Annotated in this window: 20 protein-coding genes; all 20 read right to left on the minus strand. The window is 66.7% G+C overall.

Annotated features, from left to right (window positions below; all coding sequences use genetic code 11):
* Nucleotides 1-3: 3 nt before the first annotated feature.
* Nucleotides 4-678: a hypothetical protein gene (locus Q8O14_14480; protein ID MDP2361932.1), complete on the minus strand. Its 675-nt coding sequence runs from the start codon at nt 676-678 to the stop codon at nt 4-6.
* Nucleotides 678-1,868 (minus strand): baseplate J/gp47 family protein, encoded by a 1,191-nt coding sequence (locus tag Q8O14_14485; protein ID MDP2361933.1) that lies wholly within the window; start codon nt 1,866-1,868, stop codon nt 678-680. Before Q8O14_14485 ends, Q8O14_14480 begins: the two co-directional genes overlap by 1 nt.
* Nucleotides 1,865-2,293 (minus strand): GPW/gp25 family protein, encoded by a 429-nt coding sequence (locus tag Q8O14_14490; protein MDP2361934.1) that lies wholly within the window; start codon nt 2,291-2,293, stop codon nt 1,865-1,867. The genes Q8O14_14485 and Q8O14_14490 overlap by 4 nt, the downstream gene beginning before the upstream one ends.
* The gene (locus Q8O14_14495; protein MDP2361935.1) at nt 2,290-2,538 is read right to left on the minus strand and encodes a hypothetical protein; all 249 of its coding nucleotides are present in this window, start codon (nt 2,536-2,538) and stop codon (nt 2,290-2,292) included. The genes Q8O14_14490 and Q8O14_14495 overlap by 4 nt, the downstream gene beginning before the upstream one ends.
* 9 nt (nt 2,539-2,547) lie before the next feature.
* On the minus strand, nt 2,548-3,114 hold the full coding sequence (locus Q8O14_14500) for a phage baseplate assembly protein V (GenBank protein ID MDP2361936.1): 567 nt from the start codon (nt 3,112-3,114) through the stop codon (nt 2,548-2,550).
* Nucleotides 3,099-3,854 carry a hypothetical protein gene (locus tag Q8O14_14505; GenBank protein ID MDP2361937.1) on the minus strand — a complete coding sequence of 252 codons (756 nt, stop codon included), beginning with the start codon at nt 3,852-3,854 and terminating at the stop codon, nt 3,099-3,101. The genes Q8O14_14500 and Q8O14_14505 overlap by 16 nt, the downstream gene beginning before the upstream one ends.
* Before the next feature lie 8 nt (nt 3,855-3,862).
* Nucleotides 3,863-4,561 carry a hypothetical protein gene (locus tag Q8O14_14510; protein MDP2361938.1) on the minus strand — a complete coding sequence of 233 codons (699 nt, stop codon included), beginning with the start codon at nt 4,559-4,561 and terminating at the stop codon, nt 3,863-3,865.
* Complete coding sequence (locus Q8O14_14515) at nt 4,551-7,355, minus strand: phage tail tape measure protein (GenBank protein MDP2361939.1); 2,805 nt, start codon at nt 7,353-7,355, stop codon at nt 4,551-4,553. The genes Q8O14_14510 and Q8O14_14515 overlap by 11 nt, the downstream gene beginning before the upstream one ends.
* Before the next feature lie 13 nt (nt 7,356-7,368).
* On the minus strand, nt 7,369-7,524 hold the full coding sequence (locus Q8O14_14520; GenBank protein MDP2361940.1) for a hypothetical protein: 156 nt from the start codon (nt 7,522-7,524) through the stop codon (nt 7,369-7,371).
* Between the two features lie 50 nt (nt 7,525-7,574).
* Complete coding sequence (locus Q8O14_14525) at nt 7,575-7,913, minus strand: hypothetical protein (GenBank protein ID MDP2361941.1); 339 nt, start codon at nt 7,911-7,913, stop codon at nt 7,575-7,577.
* A gap of 89 nt (nt 7,914-8,002) precedes the next feature.
* A complete protein-coding gene (locus Q8O14_14530) occupies nt 8,003-8,464 on the minus strand; it encodes a hypothetical protein (protein ID MDP2361942.1) in 462 nt (153 codons plus the stop codon).
* A gap of 37 nt (nt 8,465-8,501) precedes the next feature.
* Nucleotides 8,502-9,896 (minus strand): DUF2586 family protein, encoded by a 1,395-nt coding sequence (locus Q8O14_14535; protein MDP2361943.1) that lies wholly within the window; start codon nt 9,894-9,896, stop codon nt 8,502-8,504.
* A gap of 245 nt (nt 9,897-10,141) precedes the next feature.
* Nucleotides 10,142-10,693, minus strand: coding sequence for a hypothetical protein (locus tag Q8O14_14540; protein MDP2361944.1), 552 nt, complete (start codon nt 10,691-10,693; stop codon nt 10,142-10,144).
* The gene (locus Q8O14_14545) at nt 10,690-11,184 is read right to left on the minus strand and encodes an HK97 gp10 family phage protein (protein MDP2361945.1); all 495 of its coding nucleotides are present in this window, start codon (nt 11,182-11,184) and stop codon (nt 10,690-10,692) included. Before Q8O14_14545 ends, Q8O14_14540 begins: the two co-directional genes overlap by 4 nt.
* Complete coding sequence (locus tag Q8O14_14550) at nt 11,184-11,558, minus strand: hypothetical protein (protein ID MDP2361946.1); 375 nt, start codon at nt 11,556-11,558, stop codon at nt 11,184-11,186. Before Q8O14_14550 ends, Q8O14_14545 begins: the two co-directional genes overlap by 1 nt.
* Nucleotides 11,555-12,004 carry a hypothetical protein gene (locus tag Q8O14_14555; GenBank protein ID MDP2361947.1) on the minus strand — a complete coding sequence of 150 codons (450 nt, stop codon included), beginning with the start codon at nt 12,002-12,004 and terminating at the stop codon, nt 11,555-11,557. Before Q8O14_14555 ends, Q8O14_14550 begins: the two co-directional genes overlap by 4 nt.
* Nucleotides 12,005-12,011: 7 nt before the next feature.
* Entirely contained in the window at nt 12,012-12,461 is a 450-nt protein-coding gene (locus tag Q8O14_14560) for a hypothetical protein (GenBank protein ID MDP2361948.1), read from the minus strand.
* A 75-nt stretch (nt 12,462-12,536) separates the two neighbouring features.
* On the minus strand, nt 12,537-13,400 hold the full coding sequence (locus Q8O14_14565; protein MDP2361949.1) for a hypothetical protein: 864 nt from the start codon (nt 13,398-13,400) through the stop codon (nt 12,537-12,539).
* A gap of 47 nt (nt 13,401-13,447) precedes the next feature.
* Entirely contained in the window at nt 13,448-13,843 is a 396-nt protein-coding gene (locus tag Q8O14_14570; GenBank protein MDP2361950.1) for a hypothetical protein, read from the minus strand.
* A gap of 59 nt (nt 13,844-13,902) precedes the next feature.
* Nucleotides 13,903-16,461, minus strand: a complete 2,559-nt coding sequence (locus Q8O14_14575) for a DNA adenine methylase (protein ID MDP2361951.1) — start codon at nt 16,459-16,461, stop codon at nt 13,903-13,905.
* Nucleotides 16,462-16,488 lie beyond the last annotated feature (27 nt).

Consider the following 16,488-nt stretch of genomic DNA (forward strand, 5'->3'; position numbering starts at 1 on the left):
GGGTCACGCCTCCACGAAGGTCAGCACGCACGCCGTGTGCGCAGGTTTCTCAGCCATCACCAGCTCGGTCACGCGGGTCCGCTCCTCGGCGTCCAGGGGGCTGGCCGGCAGGATGGACAGCCAGAAGGTGAAGCGGATGTCCAGGTCGAATTCGCTGAAAAGCCGGTTCTGCCGCAGGCCCACCGCGGCCGCCTGGTCCGCTGCGTTGAATAGATGGCTGCGCTCGGCCTCCACCTGCGCCGCCTGGTCCGCCGCTGTCCGCACGATGCGCGTCTCGGGGTCGTCGGCGTAGACGGTCAATGCAGACAGGGTGTGGCCCAGCACGTCCTCGACCAGGTACTTCATCCCCATGGCGCTCCCGGCGACTTGCCGCGTGCTGGGCATGATGGCCAGGCGTGCCTCCAACTGGGCATTCGTTTCACCCAAGAGCCGTCTCGTTCCACGATCCAGGGCATGCCGTTCCAGATCCGTGGTGCGCTGCGGATCTGCGTAGTAGGGATGCGTCCCATTCCCCAGGGTCCACAGGAAGCCGCGCCGGCGCAGCTCGTAGATGGCGTCCTTGGCCGCGTCCAGGGACAGGCCAACCGCGTCCAGCAGGCGCGAGAGGACGCTGTTGTCCACGCGCCGGCGCACGTTGGGCAGCAAGGCCAGCAGATAGGAGCCGAGGCGGCTTTCCATTACAGGTCCCACTCGCTCTTGTCGATCGGATCGATGATCGTGACGGGCTCACCGGCGGGGACCTGGTCCCGGTCCTGGTAGCCCCGGCCCTTCACGCGATGCACCAGCGTGGCCACTGCGGCATCCACGTCCAGGTACTCGGCCGGCGTGGCCGGCACGTCCGCCGTGGGCGAATCCACGGTCACGTTGTAGACGCCGTCCACGCCCATGACCGCCGCCACCAGGCGCGCGCGAATCAGCCCTTCGCCCAGCTGCAAGCCATCCGAGTAGTCTTGCAGGGCCAGGCGCACGTCCGCGTCCACCGTGGCCTGGTCGGCCGTGGCGTAGCGCCAGACGGTCAGCGAAAGGGCAACCGGCGTGATGATGGCGCCGGATACCACCAGATGGGCGGTCAGGGGCTGGCGCGGCCGGATGAAGTCCTTGACGGCGGCCAGCAGCGCGGGCGTGGGCGCGCCATTCGTGCCCAGCACCACCACGCCCACCGTGCCGGGCCCGTAGGGCGCGTCGTCCAGCACCATGGCCGCCTGCACGCCAGCTACGGAGAGGGCCCAGGCGTGATAGGCCCCGCGCGTGCCGCCCACGCCCAGCGTGTCCCACTTGCCAATCGCCCGCTCGCGGAAGGCGCGGTCGCTCTCGGCGTCCGCGCCCTCTTGGGCCAGATAGGGAATGCCCTCACGGTCCACGTTGGTGACGGTCTCGATGCCTGAAATGGGCGTGACGATGAGTGTGACCGTCGCTGGGCCGACGTTGCCGGCGACGCCCGCAGTCTCGGCCGTGGCGGTCACATACGTGGCGGACTGGCCCGTCTGCAGCGTGACGTCATTGTCCGTCAGGAAGCGCGTGCTGCTGCCTGTGGAGTCCTTCTTGCTTCGCACGATGGTGCCGGCGGGAATCAGCGTGTCCTGCGTGGCCGGCGTCGCCCGCCCGAAGGTCAGGCGGATCTGCGCTTGCTTGGCCACCAGCCGGCGCACGCCCACCTCGCGGGCCTTCAAGTCCAGCCACGTGCCCGTGGCGGTCTGGATGAAGAGGGCGCCGCTGACGGTGCGCACCAGCTGATACAAGCCCGCCACACCACTGGCGATGGACTCCAGCAGGCCACGCAGGGCCGCGCCCACGTTGACGTTGGTGAAGGGTGTCTTGGTCAGGACAGAGGCCAGCAGGTCGGCCAGGACCTCGTCAAAAGACTTCATGCCTGGACCTCCCCCTGGCTGATCGTGAAGGGCCCGTTCAGGCCCAGGCCCCAGACCAGCTCCTGCAGCCGGTCACTGCCTGCGAGGCTGAAGCGGACCCGGAACACCTTCTCTTCGGAGGTGAAGCCCACCTGCTGCACGAGGATACTGGCGTCCTCGACGCGCGGCTCGTCCTCCAGCGCCTCGCGCAGGTAGCGCAAGGCCAGCATGCGCGTCCGGGGCGTGTCCGGCGCACCCAGCAGGCTCCGGATCCGGCAGCCCCACGCGGGGTGGGCGGGCAGCTCGCCCGGCAGGCAGGACAGACGGTCGAGAATGTCCTGGCGCAGGACGTCCTCATCGTGGGCGATCTGCAAGTCGCCGGTCGGTCCAACCAGCAGGTCTCCGTCAGCCGCAAAGGCGATGTCGCGGGCCAGGAACGTGCTCATTGGATCATCCCCGGGCCCGTCGTGGCCCCCGTCTGCGCACTTTGGCTGCCGGCGGTCGCCACCGGGATGCCGGGCATCACCATGGCCGCCGCCTGGATATGCTCGACGATGGCCTCTGCTAGTGCCAGGGCGCTGGCCACCTTGACCTGGTCGGCTGTGCCAGGGCTGGCTGCATTGATCGCGGACAGACGCTGGTCCGTCCGCAAGAGGATGAGCTCGGCCAATGCTTGAGGATTCAGTGCCATGCTTCTACACTACTCCGTCCGAGAGGTGTTTGAAAGTTCCGCACCGGTCAAAGGCGAAATGGGTGTGGAGGTCGGTGCACCCTTGTTGCCGATGTGCTGGTGGGTGTTGAAGAGCGACTGGAACGTGTTCCCCTTGATCAGCTGCTCGGCCGCGGCCGAGCCCAGCTCCACCGCTGGGGCTTTCACATGGACCTTCACAGCCGATTCGATCTCCACCAGTCCATCCGCGCTGATCACCACGCGCGCCTGGCCCTGCTCCAGCACCAGGTGCTTGCCTGCTGGCCCAGATGCTGTGAGAAAGCCCGAGACGAAGGGCTTGTCCGGCTGGCCGCCTTCGAAGGACACCATGACCTGATCGCCGGCCGTGGGCAGCGCCACCAGGCGCGCCGCGCTCGTCGCCCAGACGGCCAGGATCTCGCAGCGGGGCAGGATGGCCAGGGCGGGATCATCCGGCTGCACGCTGACCGTGTAGGCCGCGGCGTCCACCTCGGTCACCACACCGCGCACGGGAAAGCGCATGTAGGCGGACAGGTCCGGCCTGGCCTGCTCGACGATGGTCTTCAGCTCTGCGCGCATGGCACCACCTGCAGCACGAGACGCCCGCCGGACTGCCAGCGGTACTCGGCCTCTTCCACGAAGCAGCGCGCGCCGTCAAGCGTCACCACCTGGCTGTGCAGGACGGGCGCCACCAGGGTCTCCACCTCGCTCATGCCCAGCTTGCCTGGACGCCGGTCGATCAGGTTGACGCCGGTCTCGATGGCATGGACGGCTGCCTGGCCGTGGTCGGCCTTGGCCAGCACCAGCGCACCGTCCCGGACATGGAAGCGCAGCTCGTCGCCCGTTTCGCGCTTCACCCACTGCACCAGCTGCAGCAGGGCTTCCTTGGGCGTCAAGCCGTGGATGGGGAAGCGGTCAATGGTGATGGCCGGCGCTTGGGCCGCCAGGGTGAGGCCCGTGCCGGCGATGAGGTCCCCCGCGATCTCCGCCGGCGTCGAGTGCTCCCAGGTCCGCGTGATGGCCCGGCCCCGCGCCTGCAGGATGGTCTGCCAGTCGATCAGGTGGACGATCGTCTGCAGGCCGCTGGCCTGGATCTCCCGCACGGCGCCGTGGAAGATGCGCGTCAGGGCTGCGTCATCCGGGTAGCCCCAGCGGATACTGATGGCGTCGCCCTTGGCCAGCGCCAGGTCGCCGTCCGGGTCGTGCAGGATGAGATGCCCGGAGTCCGCCGCATTCGACGCCTGGCTGAAGAGTTGGAAGGACGCCACCGCAACATCGATGCGCTGGCGCTTCCAGTCGATTTCAAACAATGGCGTCATGCCGTCCCTCACTCGTCGTCGCCCACATCGTCCAGGTCCTCGCCAGGCGTCTCCGTCCCCGCCCCGTCCGCCATCCCGGCGTTGAACTGATCCTGGACATAGCCGAGCTCGCGGTTCAGCTCCTCATTGCCCTCGATGGCCTCCGCGCCTTCGGCCGCGGCGTCATTGGAAGCCGCGCTTGCCGCGGCGGCATGCTCCAGCTGGGTCTTGATGGATTCGTATTCGGTCAGCACCAGGTGGACGGGGATCCAGTCGAAGGTCCCGTCCTCGTCGGCCGTGAGCTCCTGGATGTAGACCTGGCGGATGCCCATCAGGTCGGTCAGAGGAGAGACGATCTCGACGGCCTTGGGCAGGCTGGCGCGCCCATCGCGGAAGAGGCGCTGCAGAACGCGCAAGCGCTCGATGGCCGGCTGGACCAGGACGCCGTCGAGGCCTTCCTCATCGCAGACCTCCAGCTCCACCGTGATCTCGGCGGCCTCGTAGCCCGTGACCTGCCGGATCTTGCCGCTCTTCTTGGGGATGGAAATCTCGTCGACCTTGATGGCCTGCTTGACGGTCATGGCCTTGGGCGGCACGATGAAGGTCAGGCCGCCCAGCATGAAGGGAATCTCGGCAAGGTTGCGCAGCTGGGAGCCCGCCGCCGTCGCCTCGTCCAGCAGCTGCTGCTCGGCCGTGGGCGGTCCCACGGTGTTCGGGTCAGTTGGCATAGCGCACGCCCTCCAACCCATCCTCCTGGCCCGCAATCGCCCGGAAGGCTTCCTCCAACTGCTTCTTCATGTCCGTGGCCGGCACGTTCGGGCCGCTGGTCACCTCGATCTTGGCCACGGAAATCCGCCGGTCCACGTGGGTCGTAGAGGTTCGATTTGAGATGGATGCTCCAGGCCGGGCACCCACGCCGGCGCGGGCAGGCTTCAGATCCGCCGGCTGGGCTGCCGCCATGAGCATATCCATGCCCGCCAGGCTGCCCGGCATTGCGGCTACGCGTTTGGGCTTCACCGCGGCCGCGGGGATGATCCCTATCTCCATGCCGCCCGCGAAGCCGCTCCATTCCCCCAGGCTGCCACTCGTCGCGGCGAAGGCGGGCGGCTTCTGGGCCACCATAACTGGCTTCTCGTTTGGCTTGACCAGCGTCTTGGGGATGTGCTTGCCCACGGCCGCCGCCAGCCCAGAGGCATCCGCGCCGAGACTGGTCCCGGTCTTGAGTTTGGGGATTAGGGGGATCTCGACGCCCGGGATCAAGTTGATGCCCTTGATGAAGGCGTTGATCAGGCCAATGACGCCATTAATCCCGGACTTGAATCCATCCCACATTCCGTCCAGGAAGTCGCGGACGGGCTGGAACTTCTCGTACAAGACCTTGATCAGCGTAATGGGCCAGAAGATGAGTTTAGCCACTGTCTTGATGCCCCACAGAAACCCGCTCCACACGATGTTCAGCAGGTTCCTGAATCCGCCCACCTTGTTGGCGATGATCCCAATGATCGCTCCGAATGCCGCGATCCCGGCGATGACCAAGCCAATGGGGTTTGCCGTCAGGGCGACGTTGAGCGCCCACTGCGCCACAGTCCAGATGCCGGTAGCGGCCGCCATGAGCAGGGCCATGCCCGCCGTCCACGCATAGGCGATGCCCGCCCGGATGGCCGCCACGCGCGCCACGAGGAAGCCCCAGGCCGCCACGCCCCCGGCGATCACGGTCTGCGTGGCGAAGACCCACACGGCCGTCACCGCACTCCAGATGAAAGGCCATGAGAGCGCCGCCAGCGCCGCAAACACCTGCCCAGTGATGATGGGGTGATCCTTGATCCAGCCCCAGGCCCTGATGATCGTGCCCACCATGAACCCCATGCAGTAGGCGACCACGCCCGCCAAGCGAAGGATTGGGGCGGTGCCACTCATGAAGACCCGACGCCAGCCATCTGCCCAGCGCCATGCGGCGCCAATGGTCTTGTCGAAGACCGTGGCCACACCGTCGCCAAAGGCCTTCATCATATCCCAGATCCCCATCACCGTGGGCTTGATGGCCGTCCACACAGCCTCCACCGTAGTGCGGAATCCCATGAAATTCGTGTCCCAGGCCTTCACGATGGCGTAGAGGGCCAGGCCCACCAGGGCGAATGGGGCAATCATCTTCAGCGCCCCCAGGCCCAGCGCTTTCAGGCTGGCCGTCAGCGGGACGGCCGCCGAATTCGTCACGCCCATCGAGAAGGCGATCTGCCCCAGCTTGGCCGGGAGCTGCAGGGCCAGGGCGCCGATATGCATGAGGCCCCCCCCCACCAGGAGCAGGGCTCCGCCCAGGATGAGCCCCACGGCCGCCACCAGTGCAAAGCCGGTGACGAACTTGGTCAGCAGCGGATGGGCGCGCATCCACTCGAACATGGCGTCCGCAATGCCCTTGATGCCGTCCACCATCCGCATCACCAGCGGCATCAAGTGCCCGCCGATGGTCATGCTGACGCCGTCCACGGCGCTCTTCATGAGATTCCAGTGCCCGACGGGCGTGTCGAGGATGCGCTTCTCGAAGGCCGCCATCGACCCCTCCGCGCCCGCGATGTCGCTTCGCATGCCCATCAGCTCTTCGCGCGAACTGGACAAGAGGATGTTGAAGACCTTGACCCCTTCGGCGCCGAAGAGATCGGTGATCGCCACGTTTTTCTTCTCTTCCGTCATCGTGCCCAGTTTGTCCTTCAGCTCGCCAAAGACCTCGATGAAGTCCCGCGTCTTGCCCGTGACCTTGTCGTAAGGGTTCACGCCCAGGACCTTGTTCACCTTGTCGCCCTGCGTGTAGACCTTGGTCATGGTCATGGCCAGGCGCGTGCCGGCGCGGGCGCCGATCTCGTTTCTGTTGGACAGGACGCCCAACAGGGCCAGGTTGGTCTCGATGGATTGGCCGAAGGAGGACATGGTCGAGGCCGTGTTGGTCACCGACTCCTGCATGTCCCCGAATTTGAGGTTGGACTTGTTCATGGCGGCCGTGAACAGATCGCCCACGCGCGTCGCGTCGCTCATGGGCTTCTGGTAGGCGTTGAGCGTGCCCACCAGCATGGCGCCGGCGTCGGCCATCTCCACCTGCTGGCCCGTGGCGAAGGCGATCGTGTCCGCCATGATGCCGGTCTTGAGGCTCACCTGGTCCGCCGTCAGGCCCATGGAGGCCAGGGACTCCTGCCCCTCGGCCACCTGCTGGGCCGTGAAGCTCGACTTCGCGCCCAGATACATGGCCGTGTCGCCGATGGCCTTCACCTGCTGGGCCGTCGCCTCGGCGATGCCGCCCGTGCGCTCCACCTGCGTGGCGAACTTCCCGAACTGCAGGATGGGCATGGCCAGGCTGGCCGCGATGCCCGCGCCCACCAGCATGGTCTTCAGGCCGGCCTTCCGCACGCGTTCGCTGGCCTTCTCGAAGTTGCCCGCGAATTTGTTCAGGCGTTTGGACGCTGCCGTGAAGGCCGACAGATTGGACGTGCCGAAGACGCTGATCGTGATGGCGCTGGTGAAGCCGCTCAGCATCGCCTAAGCACTCCTATCGTTTGCGGGCGCGGGACCGGCGGGATCCCTGATTGGCCTTGCGCTCCTCGTCCCCCAGCCACTCGGCCGCGGCCGCCAGATCGAACACGCGTTCAAAGGGCAGGTCGTCCAGGAGCTCGAACGTGTAGGCCGGGAACCGATGGGCGATCACCGCGCGCGCCTGGAGGTACCAGGCCCCCTCCAGGTCCGCGCGTGCCGCCCTCAGAGCTTTTTTACCGTGATCTCCTTCGAGTAGCCCAGGACCTCCTGGATCTTCTCGGACAAGGCAGCGATCAGGCCCGGCTCCCAGGCGCCGCCCTGGTTGTATTCCAGCTCCTGGGCATCGATGGTCGGCGCCACCACGAAGGTCCGCACGATGTCCAGCGCCAGGCGCTGTTCATTGCCTTTCGCGCTCTTGGCCAGGCGGCTGAACTCGTCCCAGCTGGAGCCGCGCACGATGAAGCCACGGCCATCCGGCAGTTCCAGCTGGAACAGGCTCTGCTTGGGGTACTTGGTCTTGAGCTCTTTGATGAGCTCGGGCGTGATGGGGTTCGGGTCCAAGGGTCCTCCGGGGATTGAGGGATTGGGTGAAGCAGGGGAGGGTGACGCCGTGCCCAATGGCCGGAAGCGCCACCGTCCCCGGACAGATGCTAGAAGCCGAGCATGCCCGTGGCGAAGCCCGAGCACTTGACGCTGATCGCCTCCGCGTCCTCGCTGTCGGAGATGCCGCCGTCCGCGTTCGTGATCTCCACGCCCGTGAAGGTCTTGGACAGCACGCTGTTCAAACCCGGGTAGAAGAGCACGATGACGGCGTTCCGACAGTCGGTGGGGTTCAGGTAGAGCTCGCCGGCCGCCAGGCTGCCCAGCGCCATGACGGTCCTGAGCTCCACAAGGGAGATCAGCAGCTCCGTGATCTCGAAGTCGATCTCGTAGGTCGTGTGGTTGCTTCTGACGACGCCGTGGGCGCCCTTGAAGCCCGCGCCGAAGACGGGCTTCTTGTCGGAAGCGATCTTCCAGTTGAAATTGACAAGCCCGAAGACGGGCATGCCATTGATGAGCATCTTGACGCTGTTGCCCGCGATGCCGTCCGCGAAACCCGGCGTGGCCGTCATGGCGCTTCTCCTTCACAGTTGTGGACGTTGCCGGCGGCTAGTCCAGGTAGACCTTCTCCAGGATGATCTCGAAGGCCTTCATGCTGTTGATGCTGATGCGGGCCTCGGCCTCGCCCAGGACCCGCATCTCGTCCGTGGACGTCAGCTGCAGCTCGTAGCTGTCGATCTCGCCCTTCTGCGTCATCAGGGCCAGGGGCTGACGCATGTCGGTCTCCATCAGGAGCAGGCCCTCGCCCGCCGAGTCGTTGGGCTTGCCCAGGTGCGGCAGCGCCGCCAGGCGGCAGGCCTTGCCCGCGGCGTAGGTCGCCCGCACCTTCTCGATGCGGTTGTAGGCACTGCCCTCCGGACAGCGCGTGTCGCTGCAGCCGAAGATCAGCCCCAGGCCGGGCTCATTGCGCATGTGGACCAGGTGCTCGGTCACCAGCAGCGTCTGCTGGCCGACGTTCCACTCCGGACAGAGCTTGGAGACATTGGGCGCCGACTTGGCCAAGAGGCTCTCCTGGACCTTCAGCGCCGCGATCCTGCCCGAGACCGTCGAGGTGATGCGGTTCCAGTAGACGGTCCCGGCCATGTCCGTGTAGCGGGCCTCGCCCACCGGGATCACAGCATTCTGGTCCGCCACTGTGGCGATCAGGGCCTGGACGGTGGAGAGGTAGGTCGACGTCTCGCCCGCCGTGGGCCGCAGCGGATCGGCCACCGTCATGCGCGGCACGTCCAGGAGGGCGAAGCGCTCGCCCAGATTGCTCGTCACCATGGTGTTGCAGCTGGTGAGGATGGCCGCCCAGAGCGTCAGGCTGTCGGCGCCCACGAAGTGGACCCAGTTGACGTCCGTGTAATCCTCGCTGGCCGTGATGCCCGCCGTGACATCGCCATTCGCCAGTGTGAGGCCGTCGTTGCCGCCCGCCAGCGGGGCCGCAACCTTGGCCGCCACCAGGGCGCCAGCGCCGATGGTCGCCTTCACGATGCCCTGCCCGGCGTTGATGGCCGCCACCAGCGCCACGTTGGTTGTGCCCGTGAAGCTGTAGACGGCGTCCGTCTCAGGATCGACGATCTCCACCGTGCGGTTGCCCGCATCGGCTGTGATCGAGATCTCCACGGCGTTCCACCACGCACCCGGGTAATACCCATCGATGGTGAATGCCGTGCCCGTCGCACCAGGAATGGTCATGGTCGCCGTGGCCATGGCGCTGCCCGCCAGGCGCAAGGCGTAGATGACCGTGGAGCCCGCGTCCAGGCGCTCCAGGATGGCTTGCAGCAGGGGCCCACTCTTCAGTAAGTCCAGGGCGCTGCGCTTGTCGCTGATGATGTACCGGGTCAGCTTGTCGCCGCCCCCCGCCGCGCCGGCCACGAGCTCGACGGCCGTCGGCTTCTGGCTGAGACCGGCTCTGCCCGAGAAGTACTCGGTGTAGACGTCCTTGATGATCTTGCCCACGATGCCCCCTTACTTGCTGCCGGCCGGGGCCGCCAACCAGGCGGTCACCTTGGCCTCGAAGTCCGCCGGATCCACGAGGGCCGTCCGGGTCAGCCCATGCTCTACCAGCACGCCTGCAGCTATTGGCGCAGGAACCTTCAGTCGTTTCACCACCGTCGCCGCGCGTTGCAGCCTATTCTCCGCCAGCTCTTTCGGCGGACCGACTTCGTCCGGAGGCTTATTGTCCTTTGGCATGCTTAGGCTCCCTAGTTCAGTTCGATGGTCTGCGAAATCGACTCCATGACCGGCGCGCGCTGGACCTCGTCCACCACCCGCGCCCAAAGCTCCACATCCACGGTCCGCTGGGCCTCGAAGGGCGCGCTGGAAATCTGCGGACTCTGGTCGCTCTCGCCCAGTCCGCGCACGCGCTCCAGGTGAACGCCTGCGCCCGAATCCGTGTCCGTCAGGTCAAGGGCCAGGCCCGTGGCGTGCCGGCGCAGCAGGGCCCGGATCGCCTCGGCCACCTCGTCCACGAGGGTCGCGCCGCTCTTTGTCCCCAGCGCCGCGCTGCGCACGGTCAGGCGCAGGGACAGGCGACGGTTCCAGTGTTTCTCGTAGACCCACTCGCCCGCGTCCTCGTCCCACCAGCGCAGGTCGTAGCGCCCCGTGCCCTTCCCGTCCAGACGCTCGGCCGTCTTGGTGACCAGCACACAGGGCCAGCTCTCGCCGGCTTGCGTCCACGCCAAGTCGTCCTTGAACGCATGCAGCCCGGGATAAAGGCTGACCAGGTGCTGGGCGAAGGCGCGCTCAACGATCATGCCAGGTATTTCCCAACGGCTGCGAACGCCAGCTCCACCGCATGCTCGACGGTTGTCGGCGCCATGGCCACGCCCATCAACCAGGCCGGCTGCATGAAGGGTTTGGGTTTGGGATGCACGTAGAAATAGGTCCGCGTCTCGCCCTGCGGGATCCGATGCCTCACCAGCCACTCCCGCAGGCCCGGGATGTTGTCCACCTTGACGAAGTGCCCCACCGTTCCGAACTCCACGGGCGCGGCGTACTCGCTGGGCGTTCCCACGAGGACGGTCAGGGGACTCACCACGACGATGTGGATCGAGGCCCGCAGCGCCCCCAGATCGATGGCGCCCTCATCGCGCAGGCTCGTCTTGGCCTGGGCCTGCACGACCTGCGCGATCTGCAGGATGGCCAGGGCCAGGCTCTTGGCCAGGACGCCGGGAAAGGCCTTCAGCAGCTTCTGGGTCTTGCCCAGGGCCTTCTTGTCCAGCAGCATGGTCACGCCGTCCAGCATTAGACGCCTCCGTGCAGCTGCTTGGTGGACAGCTCCAGATGCGTCACCGTGCCGAAAAGGTCTCTGGGCACGATATCCACCACGCGGTAGCGATGCCCACCGTGCGTGAACTCGTCGCCCTCGGCCACCACCGTCGTCGCCCCCACGATCACCAAGAGCTCGTGCCCCACCTGCAAAAGATCCTCCGGGGCCTTGGCCGTCACGACGGCCGGGACGGCGACGGGAGACCCAAAGCTCTCGCCTGGGTCTCCCGCAAAGCCCGTGGACGTGGGAGCCTGGCGCCCCAGGAGCTGGATGACGTCGCCTGTCGAGACAAGCATGTCCGCCACATCCCGCAGGGCCAGGGCCGCCTCGGATGCCGTCAAATAGCTCATGCGGCATCCGTTTCGATGACGGATCCGCGCTCAAAGAGCAGGGATTGCAGGGCCGCCAGGCGATCGCCCTCGCTGAGATCCACCAGCCGCTGGTATTCGCCCTGGGCGTGGCTGAGCAGCTCGCGCCAGGCGCCAACCGCACGCGAGGCATCGATCTCAATGGCACCTGCCTTGAAACTCGGGCGCCGGGACGCCTTGGCGATCTCGATCCGGCAGCAGGTGGGCGTGGACGCCAGGAGCAAGAGCTCCATGTCCAGGTCCGTCAGCTCCGGCGTGATCGTCTCCTGGTCCGCCTCCACCAGGTAAGACCGCTCGAAGTCGCGGTTCATGGCCGCCACTCCCCTTTTCAGGGCATTGCGCAGCTGCTCGGTCGTCAGATCGGCCTCGTCGGCCGCGACCAGCTCGCCGCGCAGAACCTGGATGAGGGTGGTGATCGTGGTGGCCATGGGTCAGCTACCGCCGCCCACCGCGCGAGGTCCGGGTCTGGGACTTGGGCGGGGCCACCGGCGGGGCCGGCGCGGGCACCAGAAGCTCATCCGCATCCGCGAAGGGATCCGGCGCGGCGCCGCCATCATCCTCGCCCACGACGGGGTCGGGGTCAGGGTCGGTCGTGCCGGCCGACGGGTCCGCAAGGGGATCTTCGCCGCTTGTGTCCTTGTCCACGTCGCCGTCCGCGGTGCTGGCATCCTCGCCCGTGTGGTCGATGCCGTCCGCCGTGAGCCCGCCGCCCGCCGGGTTGGCGACCTGGGCAAGCAGCTCCTCGTCGAGCTCGATGATCTCCAGCAGGTGCTCGTGCTTGCCCACCAGCTCCGGCAGCTCGCCACGAATGAGGGTCGGCGCGTTCACCTGGAACACCCAGTCGCCGATCACCACCGTCGTGGTCTTGGCTTTTACCTGAAACATGCGTCCTCCTGTCCTGGGGAGAGTGCCGGCCGGGCAAGTCCCCGGCCGGCCATGTCGTTCCTGCGAGTCGGCTGCCTAGGCCGTGATGACGACCTTGAAGACCAGGTCGGGGCGCGTGATGCCCATCGCGCACTCCTGCCAGGTCAGGAAGCCCACCTTGAAGCCCTTCTTCTCGGGATCCACGCGCAGGGCCGTGCGGATGGCGTACTTGCCCACCTCCATGTCCGGCAGGAGGATCACCTCGTCCGTCTTCATGGACGCGCTGTTGATCAGCCCCGCGCCCTGCAGGCGGTTGAGGATGCCCTTCTCCACGAACTCGCGCCGGGACTCGTTGTCCAGGCCGAAGTCCTTCAGGTCGATGATGCGGCTGCCGCGGATCAGGATGAACCGAGGCGTCAGCTCCAGGTCGTTGATCTTGCCGATGGCCGTGTAGAGGCCCGTGTCGGTCAGCTTGCCACCGGAGATCGTGACCACGTTGGTCGAGGGCAGCGTGGCGGCCGCGGCCGACAAGAGGTCCACGACCTTGACGTTCAGCTTGGTGCGGATCGCGTTGGCCGCATCGGTCTGCATGTCGGTGATGGCGCCGATGTTGCCGTTGGCCAGGTCGCTGACATCGACCTCGGGGTTGGCGTGGATGCGGAAGATGGGGAAGGTCACTTCCGTGTCCGCGTTCACCTCCTGGCGATGAGCCTGGCCGCCCACGCCGACGTAGAAGGCGCGCAGGGCGGCGCGCTTCTGGTACTTGGCCTCCTGCCCGGCCTTGAGCGTGTGCTCGGTCAGGACCAGGGGCACGATGTTCCGGCGCTCGATGTCGAGCTTGATCACCGGCGCCACGGCCTCGGCCAGGGCGTAGAGGCCATTCTCCGTCCGCAGCGACTCGGCCATCAAGGCCGCCATGGTCTCCATGAACTGCGGATCCTTCGTGCTGTTCGTCTTCACGTGCAATCTCCTTGCTTGATGCCTGGTAGCAGTCACGCCCCGGGCGGTTAGACCACCAGGCCGTGATTGGTCCACAGGACGGTGATCTCGGTCCCGTCCACGGACAGCACGCGCCCCACGATTTGCAGCCCCGTCGTGGCCACCTTCAGCTTGCCCGTGGTGGCGTCGAAGGTCAGGTTGTTCCCGTAGGCCGGCGAGCCGGTGAACTGGTCCGTCTGGAAGACGAAGGCCCCCGTGTCCACGACGCAAGGGGTCGTGTCGCCGGCGGCCTGGGCGGCACAGTTCTTGTCGGTCCGCTTGAGCACGCCCACGATCTTGTCGCCCGTGGCCGTGGGCAAACTGAACACGTTGCTCTCGACGCTCTTCACGACCACGCCCGGCGTGCCCGGCCCCTTCAAGACACCGTCGCCGTACTCGATGCCGGGGTGAGAGTTGTTGTACATGATCTGCTCCTTCTGACTGTTGAACATGCCGCCCCGGCATCACCGGGTCGGGGTGATGCTTACTCGGCCCCGCCGCTGGTGGGCTCGCCACGCTCGCGGGACACGCGCTCCTCGTAGGCGGCATTGAAGCCCACCTGGAGCTTGGTCTTCAGGTCCTTGGGCTCGGGGTCGCCCTCCGTCGGAGGCGTCGCACTCGCGTTGGCGCGCAGGGCGCCCGTGCCCGCCGCCATTACCGCTTGGGTGTTGGAGGCGTCCTCGCTGGGCGCGGCCTCCTTGTCGGGCAGCTGGCTCAGCGTGTCCGCGATCGCCTTGCGCGCCTCGTCGGACAAGCCGGCCAGGCGCTCGATCTCGGCCTGGCGCGCGGCGTCGTCGGCAAAGGTCTGGCCCTTCTTCTCCATCAGGACCACCAGGGCCTCGGCCGCCTTCGTGGCCTCGGTCTTGGCCTTCTCGTCCTCGGCCGCCTGGACCTTGCCCGCCAGGTCCGTGTTCTGGGCCGCCAATTCCTCGGCGTGCTTCAGAAGCTCCTCCGGGGTCATGTCCTTCAGGGCTTTCTGGGAGGCCGCCTGTTCCTTGGACTGTTCCATGCTGCCCGTCTCCTTGCTGATGGTGGTCAGGATCTGGATCACGCGATCCGCCGTGTCGCTGGCGGCCTGGCGGATCTTCGTGCTGGTCTCCTCCAGCGTGGCGGCCTCGGCCGCGAACTGGGCAACCAGGGTGTTGACAACCGAGTGGAAGGCGTCCTGCGTCCGCCACATGTCCTCGCGGATCTCCTGCTGGACCAGGACCTGCTTGACGGTCTCGGACTGGGCTTCCGCCCGCCCAGGCACCTCGCCGCCGAAGGACGAGGCGCGCATGCGTCCATCCGGCTCACTGGCCATGGACGTGATGTCGGCCTTGGGGTCGGCGGGCTCATTGCCCTCCAAAAGCCCCGCGCCCGTGAAGGTCACCTCGCGCAGGATCTCGAAGCAGTCCTTGCCCTCGACCTTCTGGCCCTTCTGCTTCTTCAGGTGCTCACAGCGATCCGCCGCCGTGGTGTGGGTGTGGCCGCAAATCGAGCACTCGCCCTTGACGTAGGAGCACTCCATCGAGACCTTGGTGATCAGCTCCTCGTGGATGAGCTTTCGGGCCTTGGCCGCCAGCTCATCGGAGCCCGTGAAGAGCTTGCCCGCGCACACCACCCGACCGCCTTCCGCCTCCTCGAAGGCCGCGCTCTCCGTCTTGCCCACGATGTCCTGGGCCTTCTGGCCGTGCTTCAGGTCGATCTTCACGCCGGCGGCCGTGGGTGCGGCCTTTTTCAGCTCCTCCACCGTGAAGTGGTCGGCGTTCTTGTTGGTGCCGGCGTGGCACAGGACGAAGGCGATCTCGTGGTCCTCGCCGCCCTCGGGCTTCGCTTCCGCCACGGCCACCAGCCGGCCGACGTCCAGGCGTGCCGTCATCCGGCTCTTGTCCGCCGCTGCAGCTTGCATGGCCGCAATGGCTGCGGCATCCACCGGGGTCTTGTCCTTCACGTCGTCCTCCTTGGGCACGCTGGTTTTGTCCGGCTTGGCCGCTTCGTCCTTCTTCGCCGTCCCCACGAACAGGTACTCCTTGGCTTTGGCCGGGTCCTGGTCCCGGTTCTTGCCGGCCAGGCTGCCGTAGGAGAAGTCCTTCGTCTCCAGCCGGAACTCGCGCCCGGCCTTCTCGAAGACCTCTTGCAGCTCGGCTTCGCTGGGGTAGCTGTGGTCGCGGTAGGAAAGGATCCAGTCCGGGATGTGCTCGGCCGCGGCAAAGACCTCGCCGAAGAAGGCCGCGATGTTGGCCTTGGTCAGGTCGCCCTGGGTCTTTTCCATGCGCGTGACGCTGTCGGCGTTGGGCGTGCGGCCCTCGCCCTTCACCATCACCGCATCCACGGCGTGGTAATTGGCGCTGTAATTGGCAGCGCTGAACTCGGTCACGTAGGGCGGATCGAAGTAGGCCAGGTCAGCCTTCACCTTGGGCAGGAACTCGCGCACGTCCAGGCGCTGCGCCGTGCAGGCGGGTCCGTCCAGCACCATGGAATTGAGGCGTCGGATGACCTCGCCCAGGCGCTTGTGGAACTGCTCAGGGCTGTAGCCGTCCTCGCTGACCTTGCTGGTGGTGAACTGCGGGAACCAGCCGCGCGCCGAGAGCATGGTGGCCCCCAGGGCAGCCAGGGCCAGGTCCTTCTTGAAGCCCTTCAAGGCGTCGATGTTCTCGCGGACCTCATCGATGACGCCGTGGATCTCGGGCTTCCAGAACTTGTCCTTGTAGTGGTCCCGGACAAAAGTGCCGGCCTTCGGATTGGGCAGGCACAGGGCCTCGATCTCCTCGTCCGTCACCTGCTCGGTCTGGTTGACGAGGATGGCCCGGGCGATGTGATGGGGCCAATGGAGGCTGTCGTTGGAGTGGACGGAAAAGCCCTCGCGCTTCAGCATGTAGCTGACGCTGCCGCCGCCGGCGAAGGCGTCCACGACGGTTTTCACGCCCTCGGGGATCTGCTCACGGATCCAACCCAGCAGCTTGCGCTTGTTCCCGATGTACTGGACGCCATGGGTGGGCGCGCCAGCGCCATGGGCGACAAGCTCGGGGAAGAGGGCAGCTTCGACGGTCAGGAAATGCATGGCAATCCCGCGACTTATGATGGTCAC

Source organism: bacterium (assembly GCA_030685015.1).
Lineage (GTDB): Bacteria > CAIWAD01 > CAIWAD01 > CAIWAD01 > CAIWAD01 > CAIWAD01.